This window comes from Pseudomonas tensinigenes (genome assembly GCF_014268445.2).
GTDB lineage: Bacteria > Pseudomonadota > Gammaproteobacteria > Pseudomonadales > Pseudomonadaceae > Aquipseudomonas > Aquipseudomonas tensinigenes.
In genome coordinates this window covers 5,526,057-5,543,572 of the sequence record NZ_CP077089.1, presented here as the reverse complement: position 1 = coordinate 5,543,572, position 17,516 = coordinate 5,526,057, and the positions used below count along the sequence as shown (strand labels likewise).

The window sequence follows — 17,516 nt, the reverse complement described above, 5'->3', positions numbered from 1 at the left end:
GCTGTCGACAATGGCGCCATCATTTACTCAATGGAGCACATTCGACATGGCCGTGGCCCACACCCTTGGTTTTCCGCGCATCGGCGCCGACCGCGAACTGAAAAAAGCCCTCGAAGCCTTCTGGAAAGGCGATCTCGACCAAGCTGCCTTGAACAAGGTCGGCCGTGATCTGCGCGCCACTCACTGGCAATTGCAAAAGGATGCGGGCATCGATTTGCTGCCGGTCGGCGACTTCGCCTGGTATGACCAGGTGCTGACCCACTCGCTGACCTTCGGCGTGATCCCTGAGCGTTTCGCCAGCGTGCGCGACGAGCATGGTCAGCCGAGCCTCGACACCCTGTTAGCCATGGCCCGAGGCGCGACGACCAGCTGCTGCGGCGGCGAGCACGGCCAAACGCAATATGCGCAAGAGCTGACCAAATGGTTCGACACCAACTACCACTATCTGGTCCCGGAGTTCAGCGCTGACCAACAGTTCAAGCTGAGTTGGGAGCAGTTGTTCGACGAAGTCGAAGAAGCCAGGACGCTGGGCCACAACGTCAAACCGGTGATCATCGGCCCGCTGACTTACCTGTGGCTGGGCAAGGCGAAAGGCGAAGATTTCGACAAGCTCGAGCTGCTTGAGCGCTTGCTGCCGGTCTACAACGAAATCCTTGTTCGTCTTGCCGGGCAAGGCGTGGAATGGGTGCAGATCGACGAACCGATCCTCACCCTGGATCTGCCTCAGGCATGGAAAAATGCCTTTGAACGCGCCTATCACATCCTGCAGTACTCGCCGTTGAAAAAACTGGTAGCGACGTATTTCAGTGGTCTTGAAGACAACCTCGGCCTGGCTGTAGGTCTGCCGGTGCAGGGGCTGCATATCGACGCGGTGCGGGCGCCGGAGCAATTGGGGCAGGTGCTTGATCGTCTGCCTGCTTACAAGATTCTCTCGGTCGGTCTGGTCAATGGGCGCAACGTCTGGCGCTGCGAACTGGAGCAGGCGCTGGCGCAATTGCAACCGGCGCAAGAGCGGTTCGGCGACAACCTGTGGGTCAGCAGTTCCTGTTCGTTGCTGCACAGCCCGGTGGATGTCGAGCGTGAAGACAAACTCGATCCGGAACTGAAAAGCTGGCTGGCCTTTGCCGTGCAGAAGTGCGGCGAGATCGCCGTTCTGCGTGATGCGCTGAATGATCCGCAAGCGGCCAACGTACGCACCGCGCTGGAGGCCAGTCGCACCATTGCGCGCAACCGTGCGCACTCGCCACGCATTCATAAAGCCCAGGTGCAGGCCCGCATCAACGCAGTCAATGCCAGTGACAGTCAGCGTCATTCACCGTTTGCCACACGCATCGCCCAACAACAGGCGCGTCTGCAATTGCCGACGTTTCCGACCACAACCATTGGCTCGTTCCCGCAGACCGGTTCCATCCGTCTGGCGCGTCAGGCGTTCAGGCAGGGCAAGCTGTCGGCCAACGATTACTACGACGCCATGCGCAGTGAAATCCGCCACGCCGTACAGGTGCAGGAACGTCTGGGGCTGGACGTGCTGGTGCATGGTGAAGCCGAGCGCAACGACATGGTCGAGTATTTCGCCGAACAGCTCGATGGTTACCTGTTCACCCGGTTCGGCTGGGTGCAAAGCTACGGTTCGCGCTGTGTCAAACCGGCAGTGATTTACGGTGACCTGAGCCGTCCGCAGGCGATGACGGTGGACTGGATCACCTACGCACAGAGCCTGACCGACAAGGTCATGAAAGGCATGCTCACCGGCCCTGTGACCATGCTGATGTGGTCGTTTCCCCGCGAAGACGTCTCGCGCAAAGTCCAGGCGCAACAACTGGCGCTGGCCCTGCGTGACGAAGTGGTGGATCTGGAACGCGCCGGAATCAAGATCGTGCAGATCGACGAAGCCGCGTTCCGCGAAGGCTTGCCGCTGCGCCGCGCGCAATGGCAGGAATACCTGGACTGGGCGGTCGAGGCGTTCCGCCTGACGGCATCCGGTGTCAAGGACGACACTCAGATTCACACCCACATGTGCTACAGCGAATTCAACGACGTGATCAAGGCGATTGCCGACATGGACGCCGACGTCATCACCATTGAAACCTCGCGTTCGGACATGGAGCTGCTCGATGCGTTCGAGGCGTTCGACTACCCGAACGACATCGGCCCCGGCGTCTATGACATCCACTCGCCACGGGTGCCGGACACTGCCGAGATGGTCAAGCTGATGAGCAAAGCGGTCAAACGGATTCCAGCCGGGCGACTGTGGGTCAACCCCGATTGCGGCTTGAAGACTCGGGCATGGCCGGAGACGGAGGCGGCATTGGTCAACATGGTGGCGGCGGCGCGTCAGTTGCGCAGTCAGTTGGCGTAACGCCTGCAAAAAAGCCAGCCTCATGAGTGAGGCTGGCTTTTTTAGTGGTTGATGAGCCAGGGGTTAGATCGCTTCGTTAGCCAGGATCGCCTCGAAGTGCACAAGCACCGCCGACTGCGTGCCAATATCGGCATAGGGCAGGGTGGCGTCGTCCGCGTGGGTCAGGAAGCGGTGGCCAGGCAGTTTCAAATGGGCTTTCTCGAACCCCCTGAACGTTCTGGTCGCGCTGCGATAATGGAAGTGGGCATACCAAAGCAGTTCTGCCGGCGACAGCGTTACATCCCAGATCTCATATTCTTGCAGGTAATCAGTGCGGCCGTGGCGTTTGCCGAGGTTTTTCAGTGGGCTGGTCTTGCGGATATCCACGGCCTTCTGCGTGATCAGGTCTTCGAGCATGCCATCGGTGGGTCTTTGGCTGGTCAGCGATTGGCGGGTACGCAGAGCCCGGCCGGTAAGGGTCAGTTCGCTGGCCTTGTTGCGCAACTGCGCAATGATCGGGTTTTGCGCTGCCAGCGTCTCGATGCGGGCGGCGCGCCGATTGAGCTCGGTCGCTTCGCTGTCCATCATGTGCTGAAGGTCGACCGGCAGCATGTCCTGCTCGGCGTAGGACTCGACCCTGATCTGGTAATCCGTCTGGGCATCCAGGCGCCGTTGCGCATCGACCATTAACGCGGCCAGGCTGATTGACGCGGGGGCCGGTGGCTCTGTGTTTCGCGGGTTCAACAGTCGGTAGCTGCCATCGCTGCCTTGCTCCCAGACTTCCTCGTAGCCGCCGCGCGTGGTCGAAACGTATTGATGTTTGTGCGTTGTCGGTTCCCAGCGCTCGGCACCGTGCAGCAGTTGGTTGTCTGCAGTGGTGAACACGCTTGGTACCGCCTGCCCTGCCGGCACGGGCGCGGGCTCTTCGATGATGCCTTTGCGGGCCCGTTCCGCGAGCCATTCGATCCCGCTCAGCAACGCCGGCACTTCCTCCAGGTGAAAGTGTTGCGGATACGTGGAGGTCCAGATCTTCATCTCGCGAAGGAAGCGGGTGTACAGATCAACGCAGTTCTGCAAAATCTGACTGCGCTGAACCCGGCTCGCATTGCTGTTGCGCAGGTTGTATTGCGTGTACAGGGCCCGATCGACATTGGCACGAAGCTCGTGAGCCTGCGCCATCAGGTAAAACCAGGAAACATCGTCGGTTCGGCCATGTCGCTTGATGATTTCCAGGCGTTGCCCGGTTTTCAGATACAGCAGGTTGGCATAGCTGTGCTTGGTGTTGATGTCTTCGATCAGTGCTGTTCTGGTTTCTTTGTGCGCTTTGACGCGGATGCGTTCATACCAGTAATTGGCATCGGCCTTGAGCTGTTCCATTTGATTGAGCTGACGCAGGTAATCCACACGCAATGAGCGAATGCCTTCGAGCATTTCCAACTGCTGGACGAGCGTATTGCCCGGCAGGTTGTCGAGCGCCTGCATCAGCTCGTCAATCCGGTTGATCACATCGACGCTGCTTTGGGAGAGGTGGTAAGCGCGGCGCCAGTAACGATCGGTCAGCAACGAGGCGCACTTGCTTTGTATTTCGAGCAGGGTTCGTTTTTTGTTGCCCTTGGTCAGGGGCATCAACTCCGCCAGTTTTTCGTATTGTCGGGTAGCCAGCTGGATATCGCCGGCACAGGCGGCTTCGGACGCCGGCAACCTGGCCCGCCTGTCCTGCGGCGAGGCACTGCCATAGCGGTTGATAGCGGCATCGCTCGCCACGCCCCTGGCCTGGAGCTGATCGGCCAGGTTGTCGGCTTCGCGGGTCAAGCGCAGCTGACGAGCCGTGTCACTGGCCACCAACCAGCGAGGCAATCGCTGCCGGATCGCCTGCGGCCAGAATGAATCAGCGGTATCGACCAGATACCCGGCGACATTTCCGCCACCAGGCAACCCGCCGACAGCGGTGCCGTAAACGCCGAACCAGGTATCCCACTGTCCGTTTTCATCCAGAGCAATGGGTTGTTTATAGGTCTTGGTACTTGTGCCGCGTAAACGCCATTCGTCGGCTTTGTGGCTGCGGTGAACTTCGAAGATCCGCCCCTGACTCAGGATGAAGTCGCCGTCGGCATGCCGGTAGATGCCGCGATAGGGCCCATCGGCGGCCGGTTCCTGCCCGGACAGCGAAATCGGCTTTTCGTATTCGTAGCCGGAGAAGCGCGCCGCCAGATTCTGCGCCTGACGTCGGTTGGGCACATGCAATGCGCCGGCACTTCGTGCCAGCGTACGCAGTTGGCGGGCACGGGTCAGCGAGCGGGCCGTTCGGGACACCGCCGAGACCGCCGCTTCGCCCGGCAGCAGGTCCATGGCCGCGTCGATCAGTGACAACAGTACGGACTCAACCTCCGCCAGGCCATCCCCTACATCGCCGCGCAAAAAAGCCGCCACGGCCTGATTGGCGCTGCTCCAGGCATCGTAAAGGGCAAACGCGGTGCCGATGAGGGGCAGTAATCCCAGCGCCATTTTCAAGTAGTTGAAGGCCCTGGGTCCTTTGAGCGCATAGCGCTCCATGTATAGCGCATCGTTGGAGCGCGACGTGCCCCGATGCGCTTCGATCAGCCGTCCCATGTGGACGTTGAGCAGGTGCTGGGTCAATGACGTGGTTGAAGGCCACGGTATGCCGACGCCAATCATGGCGTTATTTTTCTTCTCGATCGCCTGACCGAGGCGCAATGCATGGGCGCGCACATCACCCTGCAGGGCCCGGCCGGACAGATAGCTGATCCATGAGTCTTGCTGGCACAGTCTGAACAGTCCGATGCGGGCATCTTCCAGACTGTCGTAACGACGCAAGACCTGGTCGTCGGGACCGTCCGGCAAATACAGCAAGGTTGTCCCGCTGATCTGCTCCTGGATAAAGGTTACACCGGACAACGTCACGGGACCTTGATTGGGCGTGTCGTTGCCACCGGCTCTGAGGAAGGCCGGCAACAACACAATGCGCCTGGTGCCGTTGTTCCAGGCCTGTGTGGTGTCGGCGGTAATGGCGATGTTGAATATTTGCCACTCGTGGTCGTTGATCCGCTGTTGCAGGCGTGCGCATTCGCCCTGCATCTTGAGCATCAGTTGCCATGGTTCGAGCAGGCATTCGCGGCGATGTTCGCGTACGAATGTGGCTTCGCCGGGCCCGCCCATGAAGGCGTCACGGATCGTTTGCTCGTAGGCTTTGGGCAAGTCCATATCCGGCAGGATCGTGCGCAGGTATTCATGGGTAATGCCGCTTTTCAAGGCTTCTCGTGTGCGGTCATTGGCAGCGGTGACCTCGACCTTCATGAACAGCAGGCGCAAGGACTCCGATCCCAGGCGCATGGAGGGGGTGTTGTCGATGTTCGATTGCGCCAGCTCTTCAAGGGGTATCTTGCTGCGAGTTGCGCTGGGTACCGCAACCAGTTTTTGCGGGGTGGTCATGGTGGAGCCATTGCTCAGTTGCTTTTGCAGCCTGGCTGAATCCGGCAGATCGATCAGCACCGAGAAGGTTCCCTCAACCGAGAAGTCCTCACGCAGGCGTTGGTACAGATGCTGACGGGTGAAGTCATCACGCGGCGGCACGGCCAGCGTCAGCAACGAGTGGCTGCGGTGCATGGCAGTGATGTAGGCCTGTATCTGTGCCTTCAGGTGACTGCGCTCGTCAGTGGACATCTTGCGTTGCCAGGCCGGCAGAAGGGTAGCCAGCGTGCCGCTGCGGTGCTGCTCCAGCAGGTGGGCAAAAGCCAGGTTTCGTGCGGCGTGTAATGGCACCTGCAGCAGGCCCCTGAAGCGTGTACGCAAGGCCTGTAGTTGGCTGCTGCGCTCGGAGGACGCTGTCGACTCGGGATAGCGCACACGGATTTCGCCGGCCTGCACTTCGAACTCACTGGTCAGTTGATCCAACGCGTAGTGCAGTGGGTCACCACTGATTTTTTTCAAGCGCAGAGTCAGCGATGTGGCCGGCTCGGTAATCGCGAACATCTGGCTTTCCAGCGCCCGACGATTGGCAAAGTGCTGCAGTCCTCCACCTGTGCCGGGCCAGTAAAGCAACAGGCTGTGGGGCGACGTCGGGTCGAGCAACGTAGCTGCGCGGGTCATGACAAACGAGCCGTTGAGGGTCTCGTTCATGCTGCCGTCAGCCGGTTCGCCCATTGAAAGCTCCAGGCTGGCCGCCACACAGTCGCTGCGCAGGGCGGTAGCAGGGTCGAGCAGAAGCTTGAGCAGTTGGTGGTCTTCGCTGCTGATCTGTTCAAGCTCCCGTTGCAAGTCGGCTTCGGCTTGCAGACCTGCCTTGTGCGCCTGATGCAAAGCGGTGAACTGACGATTAAACGTCAGCAGGTCAAGAGGCCGTGGGCGCCCCAACAGGGCTATTGCGGCGTTGTCTGCTGCTTGCTCGGCGGTTTCCAGCGTCAGTTGCAACGCCTCGATCGATTGCAGGGCGGCGCTGTCGCCCGATGCACCCAGTCGCGCTTCCAGGGCATCACGCTGGCGATTGAGAGCGGCCTGACGCAGGGCCAAGGGAATGTCGGCATAAAGACTGCCGAACAGCGACTGTTCAGCGTCCTCGACAATGACGGCGTCAGTAACGGCGGGGGAACCGAACACGGCAGCGGTTTGGCGCTGGCGATCTGTGCGGTCGGCGAAATCAAGGGCGTTGCTGGCGTGTTCGGCGAATCCGGACTTGCCCGCGCTACCGTTACGCAGGGCATCGACTCGAGCCTGGCGAAAGTGCGTCAGCAGGTCGCTCATGCCGGTGGACAGTGGCAAGTCTCTACGGGCGTATTCAAAGCTCAGACCGGTTTGCGGCAAACCGCTGGGAATCAGCGACTGAGCGGACATCCACGCCTCAAGGTCGCTGCGTTGGGTAAAACCTTTGAATGCTTCGGGGCGCAGCGGCAGGTACAGCCAGTGCAATGGCGGCTGGTCACCAAAGCTGATGACCCAGGCCGCAGGGAATTTCACTTTGCTGCCGTTGCTCAGCACCAGCGAAACCTGTTCACAGGTGACCGTCGCCTCATGGCTGGTTGCATCCATCAACGCGAACAGCGAAATACGCTGTTCAGCCGTCACACGACGCTGGGCAACGGCGCTCAGGACGGTCGCCTCGAAATGCTGGCGATACAGTTGGTTGGCGCGTTCGCGCCGCGAGACCGGAGTACCGGATGCCCGCGCCTGCCAATATTGATTCCAGTCCTCGTCCAGCGCCTTGACCAGGTCCAGACCCTTGAGCCGTTCAAGCAATTGCAGTGGCGTGAGGGCAAACAGTCGATGGCTGGCGGGCAGGCCGGTCACACGGCATTGCTGGTCAAGCGTGTCCGCCGGTAACGGCTGCTGAAAAGCGAAGGCACAGGCCTGCACAATCGCCATGAAATGTTCGGGACGTTGCGGGGTCGCCGCAAAGAGGAAACCGATATCAGGCTCGCCCAGATCCAGCTTCTGCTCGAGCAACCGAGTGAGGGCCTCTCGAGTGGTCGGCACCCCGGCGACCAGTTCACGCAGTGCCTGGCTACTGTCGCGCCATCGGTTCGCGGCACTCAGCGCCAGCGCGGTGTCAGGATTGCCGGGCAGATGAGCCCAGGACGATGAGGCCGTCGGGCCGGGATCTAAGAGTTCGGACAAAAAACGGTCGGGCATGGCAACGATGGCTCGAGTTGTGAAGCGGCGGATCCGCTTCTTGGCGCCACCATTGAACTGAAAACCCGGCAACCCATGGCGGTACATAGTTATCGCCGCACGACCGCTCGGCACTCTTCATCAAACTGTCATCGAACTGTGGCAGCGCACTTGTACAAACTTCATCAGACTCGCGCTCTACTGGGGTTCTGCGTTTCGGTGTTTTTCATGGCTAAGGGTTTTTTATCGGTCGCGGCTTTGTTGGCCGCGATTTTTTTCGGATCGTCGTCGTGGGCGGCGGCGCGTTGTGATGTGAATGTGCCGACCGAGTATGCCGACCTGGCGCAGGTGAGCCTGGCTTACCAGAGCATCGGTCGTGCGTCGGATCCTGCGTTGTTACTGGTCATGGGCCTGGGTGGGCAGTTGATCCACTGGCCGGACGAAGTGGTGGTCGCGCTATGTCAGCAAGGCTTTCGGGTGATTCGCTATGACAACCGCGATGTCGGCCTGTCAACCTGGCGTCAGGCGCCGGTGGAAGCCAATCTGACGTTCGAAGTGCTGCGCTACAAGCTCGGTCTGCCGGTGGCGGCACCGTACAGCCTGACGGACATGGCCGATGACGCACTGGGTTTGATGGACGCGTTGCACATCGAGCAATTCCACGTCCTGGGCGCGAGCATGGGCGGGATGATCGCCCAACACATGGCGGCCATGGCGCCGCAGCGGGTCGAGAGCCTGACGTTGATCATGACCACCTCTGGCGCCGAAGGTTTGCCGGCACCGAGTGCGGCGCTGGTCCAACTTTTATCGCGACGCGGTGCACCGAATCGTCAGGTGGCACTGGAGCAACAGGCTGATCTGCTGGCGGCACTGGGCAGCCCGGCGGTTACCGATGATCGCCAGGCCTTGCTGCATCAGGCGGCGCTGTCGTATGACCGAGCGTTCAACCCGGAAGGTGTGAAGCGCCAGATCATGGCGATCCTCGCCGAGCCAAGTCGGGTGGCCTTGCTCAACCAATTGCGCGTGCCGACGCTGGTGGTGCATGGCACGGCAGATCCATTGTTGCCGGTGATGCACGGTGTCCATCTGGCGGCGCATATTCGTGGAAGCCAGTTGAAGTTGATTCCTGGCCTGGCGCATCGTTTTCAGGAGGCGTTCAAAGAGCCGTTACTGGCGGCGGTGTTGCCGTATTTGCAGGCGCATCGTGAAGACACTTCGCACTGGGCGCAGATTGAGCCAGCGGTGGGCGGGAATCTGCTGTAACCGACAGTTGGCGGTGTTGGTTATGCCCCTTCGCGAGCAAGCTCGCTCCCACATTTGGAATGCCTAGCCCTGTGGGAGCGAGCCTGCTCGCGAAGGGGCCGCTATGGTCACCAAAAAATCTGACGCAGGTGTATTGTGCAAACTTTCCCGCACGATTTCCCCTGCGAGGTATTTGATGAGTTCCGCTCTGAAAATCGACTTTGTCAGCGACGTGTCCTGCCCTTGGTGCGTCGTCGGTTTGTATGGCTTGCTCGAAGCGTTGGAGATCCTGCGCAACGAAGTGCAGGCCGAGATCCGTTTCCAGCCGTTTGAGCTGAATCCGAAGATGGGCGCCGAAGGGCAGAACATCACCGAGCATATTCAAGAGAAATACGGCTCGACGCCGGAGCAGTCGCAGAAGAATCGCGAAGCCATTCGTGCCCGTGGTGCTGAATTGGGTTTTGCCTTTCGCACCGATGGCAACAGCCGCATCTACAACACCTTTGATGCACACCGCTTGCTGCATTGGGCGGGGCTTGAAGGTGTGCAGCTACCGTTGAAAGAGGCGCTGTTCAAGGCGTATTTCAGTGATGGCGGCAATCCGTCGGATCACCGGCAACTGGTGCAGATTGCGGAAAACGTCGGCCTGGATCGCCAGCGGGCCGAGGCCGTTCTGGCGTCCGACGAGTTTGCCGATGAGGTGCGCGAAGAAGAGCAGCAGTGGCTGCAGCGTGGGGTGAGTTCGGTGCCGACGGTAGTGTTCAACGGGCAGTATGCGGTGACGGGTGGGCAACCGGTGGAAACGTTTGTCGGGGCGATTCGGCAGATTATGGCGGAGTCCAAGGGCGGTACCGTCAACTGAAGAGCAAAAGCCCCTCACCCTAACCCTCTCCCGGAGGGAGAGGGGACTGATTGGGGGATGTTGGAGTGATACGCCGACCTGAGCGTGTTGTACCGAATCCATAATCGACTCGGTTTTTCAGGTCGATGTCAGACGCGAGACACTGCGGTCGGCCCCCTCTCCCTCCGGGAGAGGGCTGGGGTGAGGGTGGCTTTTGACCTTAGCTGTGCAGGCGAACCCAAACAGTCACCAAAACAGTGGCAGCCATCAGCCACGCCACCGCCGCCACCGCCAGCGATGCCTCCAGCCGCATCCGATCGACCATCACATACAACGTCGCCAGATACACAAAGTACGGAATGATCGACCACATCCCGAACACGATCGTGGTCTTCAAATCCTCAATCGAACGCCCCTTGCCGACGATGTAATGCGCAATCAGCGCAAACGTCGGAAACAGCGGCACCAGCCCGGCGATGTAATAGTTTCTGGTTTTCGACAGCGCCGCGATGATCAGTACTACTGCGGCGCCCAACAGGGCTTTGAAAAACAGATCCATCAGTGGCTCAACCCGTACTTTTTCACTTTGTCGAACAGCGTGGTCTTGGCCATACCCAGCTCAAGACTCGCCTGAGTCAGGTTGCCACCGCTGCGTTGCAGGGCATCGCTGAGCAGGTTGCGTTCGAACGCTTCCACCGCTTCGGCAAACGCCAGGCCTTGGCCAGCACTGCTGGCGCCGGACTTTTTGAACGCCGGCAGACCGAGGGCAAAACGTTCGGCAACGTTGCGCAGTTCACGCACGTTGCCCGGCCAGTCGTGGCTCATCAGGTTCGACAGGGTCTGGTTGTCCAGTTCCGGCAGCGCGCGGTCGAAACGCAGGGCCGACTGCTGGGTGAAGTGCTCGAACAGTTGCAAAATGTCTTCACGGCGCTCACGCAGTGGCGGCAATTCCAGCGTCACCACGTTGAGGCGATAGTACAAGTCGCTGCGAAATTCGCCGGCCTTGCTCGCTTCGTCGAGGTCGGACTTGGTCGCCGCGATCACTCGGCAATCCACCGCCACGCTCTGGTTCGAGCCGAGGCGTTCGAGGGTACGTTCCTGCAACACACGCAGCAGTTTGATCTGCAGCGGCAGCGGCATGCTCTCCACTTCATCGAGGAACAATGTGCCGCCATCAGCGTGTTCGATCTTGCCGATCCGGCGTTTACCGGCGCCGGTGAACGCGTTGGCCTCGTGGCCGAAGATCTCGCTTTCGAAGAGGTTTTCCGGCAAGCCGCCGCAGTTCAGCGCGACGAACTGTTTGCTGTGGCGCCGACTGAAGTCGTGCAGGCAACGGGCGACCAATTCTTTACCGGTGCCGGTTTCGCCTTCGATCAACACGTTGGCCGAAGTGTCGGCGACGTTGGCGATCAGTTCGCGCAGATTCTGCATTGCTGGCGAGCGGCCGATGATGCGTCCCTCGAGCGAATCACGTTCGGCCAGTTGCCGACGCAGCGATGACACTTCGCGAGCAAGACTGCGTTGCTCCAGCGCCCGCCGCGCGACGTCGACCAGGCGCTCCGGCGAGAACGGTTTTTCCATGAAGTCGTAGGCGCCTTTCTGCATCGCGCCCACGGCCATGGAAATGTCGCCGTGGCCGGTGATCAACACCACCGGCAGGCTGCGATCGCGCTGCTTGAGGCGGGTCAGCAGTTCCAGGCCATCAATGCCCGGCAAGCGAATGTCGCTGATGACGATGCCGGCAAAGTTGTCGCCGACACGCTCCAGCGCTTCCTCGGCACTGCCGACGCCGACGCAGGGAATATCTTCCAGGGTCAGCGCCTGTTGGCAGCCGAGCAGCACATGGGGGTCGTCTTCGACGATCAGCACACTAAGGTCGTGGTTCATATTGGCTCGGCAGGAGTAGGGCTTACCAACGGTAAACTGAGGACGAAGGTGGTGCCACCGCTGGCCGGGTGTTCGACACCCAGATGCCCGCCGGTGGCGGCCGCGAGGCTGGCGGAAAGGGTCAGGCCCAGGCCCAGGCCTTGTTCGCCGGGCTTGGTGGTGAAGAACGGCTCGAACAGATGCTTGCGCGCTTCGGCGTCGATGCCGTGGCCGTTGTCGCGCACGCGCAGGCGATACTTGGCGTTGAACTCTTCGCCCTCCAGCCACAGTTCGGGCTGTGGTTGCGCCTGCATGGCGTCGAGGGCGTTGCCGATCAGGTTGACCAGAATCTGTTCGAGGCGGGTCTGGTCGATCTGCACTTGTACGTCGACGAACTGGCGATGCACGTCCAGCCCCGAGGTTTCCACCCTCGCGCCGAGCACTTGCAACGCGGCATCGACCGCTTTGCCAAGACTGGCCTGGCCCTGATCGTCCCCACGGCGGGCGAACGAGCGCAGGCTGGCGGTGATCCGGCCCATGCGGTCGATCAGGTCATTGATAGTCTTCAGGTTGGTGCTGGCGACGTCGAGCTGACCGCGTTCGAGGAAGCGTATGGTGTTGCCCGACAGCGTGCGCATCGCGGCCAGCGGCTGGTTCAATTCATGGGCAATGCTGGTCGACATCTGGCCGATGGCGGCGAGTTTGCCAGCCTGGACCAGTTCATCCTGCGCGCGGCGCAAAGTCTCTTCGGCCTGGCGGCGTTCGCGGATCTGGCTTTTCAGTCGCTCGTTGCTGGCGCGCAGGTCGGTGGTGCGTTCGGTAATCCGACGCTCCAGTTGATTGTTGGCTTCCTGCAAGGCTTCGCGGGCGGCAAGCCGAGTGGCGATGACCTTGCGCCGCTCGTTCCAGGCGATCAGCAGGAAGGCCACCAAGGCGAACGCGACGGCAACCAGAATGCCTTGGTTGATCGCTTCGCGGCGCAAGTCCTGTAATGGCGTGAGCAGGGTGAAATTCCACGGCGTGTCGCTCAGCGGTCGGGTCTGCGCCAGATAGCTGATGTCATCCTCGCCGGACTGCACTTCGCTGTTGGCCGGGAAGGTGAGTTTCTCCACGCCTTCGGACAGGGTTTCGCGAGCCAACGGTTGCAGTTCGTTGAGCGGGAACCAGTAGTACTGCAGGCTGCGGGCGAGTTTTTCCTTGGTGGCTTCACTCAAGGGAATCACTGCTTTCAGGCGCCGGGCCGGATCGCTGGAGAGAATGATGATGCCGTTTTCATCGCTGACGAAGGCTTCCAGACGCGCCCGTTGCCAACGTTCTTCCATGGCTTCCAGGCGCACTTTGACCACGGCGACGCCAATGATCTTGCCATGCTCTTCGAGGCCATGAGCGAGGTAGTAACCGGGTTCGCCGTTGGTGCTGCCGATGCCGTAGAAACGCCCGGGTTCGCCGCGTACGGCTTTCTGGAAATAGGCGCGGAAGGACAGGTCTTCACCGAGGTAACTGTCGACATCGCGCCAGTTGCTGGTGGCCATGACGCGGCCGGTGGTGTCCATGACGTAGATGGCCCGACTGCGACTGCGCCGGTTCAGGCCTTCGAGGTAAGCGTTGACCGTTTCCCGGTATTGCGGGGTCGGGTCGGCCAGCAACTGCGACACACTCGTTTCGAGTTCCAGCAGGCTGGGCAGGTAGGTGTATTTGCTGATCTCGCTTTCGACCGCGCGGGCATGCAGTTCCAGCTGACGCTGACCGTTCTCGCCGAGGCTGCGAATGCCGAAATGCTCACTGGTCCAGAAGCCGATAAAACCCAAGCCGATCATCAGGATGATGACCAGCGGCGGCAGGAACAAATGACGAATCAGACGAGGCTTCACGGCAAGTGATGGCGGCGCGGCGCGATAGAGATTGGGGTCGCATTTCATCACAGTTGCCTTGGGTCAACCACCACACTTGTTGCGAGGGCAACGCCGGCCCTTGTGGGAGCGAGCCTGCTCGCGAAAGCGCACTGACATTCAACATCCAGGCTGAATGTAATGGCCTCTTCGCGAGCAGGCTCGCTCCCACAGGGAAGGAGCAATGCCCCGGCGGGTGTGTTGCTTTTAGTGCTGCAGGATTTTCTCGAGGAAGTGCTGCGCGCGTTCCGAGCGAGCACTGATGTCGCCGAAGAATTCCTCTTTCGGGCAGTCTTCGATGATCTTGCCGGCGTCCATGAAGATTACGCGGTCGGCCACTTTGCGGGCGAAGCCCATTTCGTGGGTCACGCACATCATGGTCATGCCTTCGTGGGCCAGTTGCACCATCACGTCGAGCACTTCGTTGACCATTTCCGGGTCGAGCGCCGAGGTCGGTTCGTCGAACAGCATGACGATCGGGTCCATCGCCAGCGCACGGGCAATCGCCACACGCTGTTGCTGACCACCGGAGAGTTGCCCCGGATGCTTGTGAGCGTGCGCCGACAGGCCAACGCGATCGAGCAGTTGCAGACCTTTTTTGGTCGCCTCTTCCTTGCTGCGGCCCAACACCTTGATCTGCGCGATGGTCAGGTTTTCGGTGATGGTCAGGTGCGGGAACAGTTCGAAATGCTGGAACACCATGCCCACGCGCGAACGCAGTTTCGGCAGGTTGGTCTTCGAGTCGGCAATCGAGGTGCCGTCGACGACGATGTCGCCTTTCTGGAACGGCTCCAGCGCGTTGACGCATTTGATCAGGGTCGATTTGCCGGAACCCGACGGGCCGCAGACCACGATCACTTCGCCTTTTTTGACCTCGGTGCTGCAATCAGTCAGCACCTGGAAGTCCCCATACCACTTGTTGATGTTCTTGATAGAGATCATACGGCGAACCTTTTTTGCAGACGCTTGACCAGCAGCGAGGCGGAAAAGCTGATGATGAAGTAGACGACACCGGCGAAGATCAGGAACTCGTTGGACCGGCCAATGATGTCGCCGCTGGAGCGGGCGGAGTTGAGGAAGTCCACCAGGCCCACGGTGTAAACCAGCGAGGTGTCCTGGAACAGAATGATCGACTGTTGCAGCAGCAACGGCGTCATCTTGCGGAACGCCTGGGGCAGGATGATCAGGCGCATGGTCTGGCCATAGGTCATGCCCATCGCTTGCGCGGCAGCCATCTGGCCTTTGGGGATCGACTGCACACCGGCGCGGACGATTTCGCAGAAGTACGCGGCTTCGAACATCATGAACGCCACGACGCAGGAGGTGAACGCACCGATCGGCGTGTCTTCGCCGGTGATCCAGCGCAGCACGAACGGCACCGCCAGATAGAACCAGGTGATCACCAGCAGCAGCGGGATCGAACGGAAGTAGTTCACATAAGCGCCGGCCACCCGCGACAGCAGTTTGCTCGACGACAGGCGCATCAGCGCAAGGATGGTACCGAGCACGATGCCGCCGACCACGCCCATGACCATCAACTGCAAGGTCATGACCATGCCGTTCCACAGGCCCGGAATGGCGGGGATGATGCCGCTGAAATCGAAGTCCATTATTTACCCCCCACGGAGATCAGGCCGGGCACTGCGACTTTCTTCTCGACCATGCGCATCAGCAGCATCAGGCTCATGTTCAGGGTGAAGTAGATCAGCGTGGCCAGGGTGAACGCTTCAAACAGGTTGGCCGAGAATTCAGCGGTCTGTTTGGTTTGCGCCAGCAGTTCCATCAGGCCGATCAGGGACGCCACGGAGGAGTTCTTGAAGACGTTGAGGAATTCCGAGGTGAGCGGCGGAATGATGATCCGGTAGGCCTGGGGCAGCAGCACGTTCCAGTAGATCTGCGGCAACTTGAAGCCCATGGCGCGGGCGGCGGCTTCCTGGCCGCGTGGCAGCGCCTGGATGCCGGTACGCACTTGTTCGCAGACACGGGCAGCGGTGAACAGGCCCAGGCAGACGACAACGCTCAGGTAAGCCGAGGTGGTTGGGTTAAGGTCCTGTTTGTACCAGTCCTGCAGGTTCTGCGGCAGCAGGTCGGGTACCAGGAAGTACCAGATGAACAGCTGAACCAGCAGCGGCACGTTACGGAACAGCTCGACGTAGCAGGTGGCGATGCCCGATACGATGCGGTTTGGCACCGTGCGCATGACCCCCAGAATGGAGCCCAGCAGCAAGGCGATGATCCATGCCACGATGGCAATGGCAATGGTCCAGCCCAAACCGGAGACGTACCAGTCGAGATAAGTCTCGCTGCCGACGCCGGTGGACTTGAAGAACACGCCCCAGTCCCAGTTGTAATTCATTAGGGTCTCCCCTCGAAATCGATCGATGTACAAGCACCCGCGTGGGGAAGATCCTTTCCCGCCTGACGTTGAACGCCAGGCACACGCGATCGGCTCGAAAACCGCCAGGTCGAGTGTTCCACTGTATAGCCAGCAGGTAGTAACAGACGCCTGAGGGAGGGTGGCTCCCTCAGGAGATAAGGTTAGTCAGTAATCAGATTTTTACGTCAGGCGCCGGCTTGTCGCTCGGGTTGGCGATCAGTCCTTTTACCTTGTCGCTCATCGGGAAGTTCAGGTTCAGGCCTTTTGGTGGAATCGGGCTCTCGAACCACTTGCTGTAGATCTTGTTGATCTCGCCAGACTTGTACAGGCCAACGATGGCGGCATCGACCGCCTTCTTGAAGGCCGGGTCGTCTTTGCGAACCATGCACGCATAGGCTTCGAAGGACTGCGGAGTACCGGTGATGATCCAGTCAGCCGGTTTCTTCGCCTTGGCTTCTTCGCCGGCCAGCAGGGCGTCGTCCATCATGAAGGCAACGGCGCGGCCGCTTTCCAGCATGTTGAAGGATTCGCCGTGGTCTTTGGCGGAGATGATGTTCATGCCCATCTGCTTGTCGGCGTTCATCGCTTTGATGATGCGCTCGGACGTGGTGCCGGCGGTGGTCACGACGTTTTTGCCTTTGAGGTCGGCAAAGTCAGCGTAGGACGGCTTGCCATCCTTGTCTTTCTTGACCAGCAGACGGGTGCCGATTTCGAAGATGTTGACGGTGAAGTCGACTTGTTGAGCGCGTTCGGCGTTGTTGGTGGTGGAGCCGCACTCGATATCCGCGGTGCCGTTCTGGATCAGCGGGATACGGGTTTGCGAGGTGACCAGGTTGTATTTGACCTGCAGGTCTGGCTTGTTCAGGTCTTTTTTCAGGGCTTCAACGATGGCCACTTGAATGTCGTGGGAGTAGCCCACTGGTTTGCCGGAAGCATCGGCAATGTAGGAAAACGGAATGGAGCTGTCGCGGTGAGCGAGTGTGATGGTGCCCGAATCGTTGATTTTCTTCAGGGTGCCGGTGAGTTCGGCGGCGAAAACTGGCGTGCTGATCAGAGCGGCCGCAATGGCTGCGCCCAGGATATGGGGAACGATGCGCATCAAATTTTCCTCGAATTGTTTTTTTTATGGAGCCAGTTCGTCGGCCCTTTTGTGCTTCGAATGCCTGACGGCTCCTGAAGTGTTGGCACAACAGGCATTCGTCGAGAGAGTGTAGAGCATGAGTCGTGCCAGACCAGTCGCTGATAGCTAACCTGATGATTTATAACGTTATTAAAGTTTTGTGGCGGTATTTTTCACCTTGGCTGATCCGGTTAACCGAATCGACCGTGAAGTCGCGTTCG

General features: G+C 60.1%; 11 protein-coding genes. 3 read left to right on the top strand and 8 right to left on the bottom strand.

All coding sequences use genetic code 11. The features are described 5' to 3' along the window. The first annotated feature begins 46 nt into the window (after window positions 1-46). Window positions 47-2,359 (top strand): 5-methyltetrahydropteroyltriglutamate--homocysteine S-methyltransferase, encoded by a 2,313-nt coding sequence (gene metE / locus HU718_RS24570; protein ID WP_186615344.1) that lies wholly within the window; start codon window positions 47-49, stop codon window positions 2,357-2,359. A gap of 63 nt (window positions 2,360-2,422) precedes the next feature. Here metE and HU718_RS24565 read toward each other — a convergent pair whose 3' ends face one another. Next, window positions 2,423-7,981 (bottom strand): hypothetical protein, encoded by a 5,559-nt coding sequence (locus HU718_RS24565; protein WP_225936820.1) that lies wholly within the window; start codon window positions 7,979-7,981, stop codon window positions 2,423-2,425. Window positions 7,982-8,188: 207 nt separating this feature from the next. On the opposite strand from HU718_RS24565, the gene HU718_RS24560 reads away from it, so the two are divergent. Beyond that, window positions 8,189-9,223 (top strand): alpha/beta fold hydrolase, encoded by a 1,035-nt coding sequence (locus HU718_RS24560; protein ID WP_186615348.1) that lies wholly within the window; start codon window positions 8,189-8,191, stop codon window positions 9,221-9,223. Window positions 9,224-9,398: 175 nt separating this feature from the next. Continuing rightward, a complete protein-coding gene (locus HU718_RS24555) occupies window positions 9,399-10,064 on the top strand; it encodes a DsbA family oxidoreductase (protein WP_016986626.1) in 666 nt (221 codons plus the stop codon). Between the two features lie 199 nt (window positions 10,065-10,263). Here the strand turns inward: HU718_RS24555 and HU718_RS24550 are convergent, their stop codons facing one another. From HU718_RS24550 to HU718_RS24520, 7 genes are all read right to left on the bottom strand, one after another. Then, entirely contained in the window at window positions 10,264-10,602 is a 339-nt protein-coding gene (locus tag HU718_RS24550; RefSeq protein ID WP_150794611.1) for a GlpM family protein, read from the bottom strand. Further along, window positions 10,602-11,930, bottom strand: a complete 1,329-nt coding sequence (gene aauR / locus HU718_RS24545) for a two-component response regulator AauR (protein ID WP_186615350.1) — start codon at window positions 11,928-11,930, stop codon at window positions 10,602-10,604. Before aauR ends, HU718_RS24550 begins: the two co-directional genes overlap by 1 nt. Further along, window positions 11,927-13,828: a two-component sensor histidine kinase AauS gene (aauS, locus tag HU718_RS24540; RefSeq protein WP_095122381.1), complete on the bottom strand. Its 1,902-nt coding sequence runs from the start codon at window positions 13,826-13,828 to the stop codon at window positions 11,927-11,929. Before aauS ends, aauR begins: the two co-directional genes overlap by 4 nt. A gap of 177 nt (window positions 13,829-14,005) precedes the next feature. Next, window positions 14,006-14,740, bottom strand: coding sequence for an amino acid ABC transporter ATP-binding protein (locus HU718_RS24535; RefSeq protein WP_186615352.1), 735 nt, complete (start codon window positions 14,738-14,740; stop codon window positions 14,006-14,008). Further along, on the bottom strand, window positions 14,737-15,408 hold the full coding sequence (locus tag HU718_RS24530; protein WP_003227756.1) for an amino acid ABC transporter permease: 672 nt from the start codon (window positions 15,406-15,408) through the stop codon (window positions 14,737-14,739). The genes HU718_RS24535 and HU718_RS24530 overlap by 4 nt, the downstream gene beginning before the upstream one ends. Then, complete coding sequence (locus tag HU718_RS24525; protein ID WP_102900365.1) at window positions 15,408-16,154, bottom strand: amino acid ABC transporter permease; 747 nt, start codon at window positions 16,152-16,154, stop codon at window positions 15,408-15,410. Before HU718_RS24525 ends, HU718_RS24530 begins: the two co-directional genes overlap by 1 nt. A gap of 193 nt (window positions 16,155-16,347) precedes the next feature. Beyond that, on the bottom strand, window positions 16,348-17,274 hold the full coding sequence (locus tag HU718_RS24520; RefSeq protein ID WP_110718873.1) for a glutamate/aspartate ABC transporter substrate-binding protein: 927 nt from the start codon (window positions 17,272-17,274) through the stop codon (window positions 16,348-16,350). Between the last annotated feature and the right edge of the window lie 242 nt (window positions 17,275-17,516).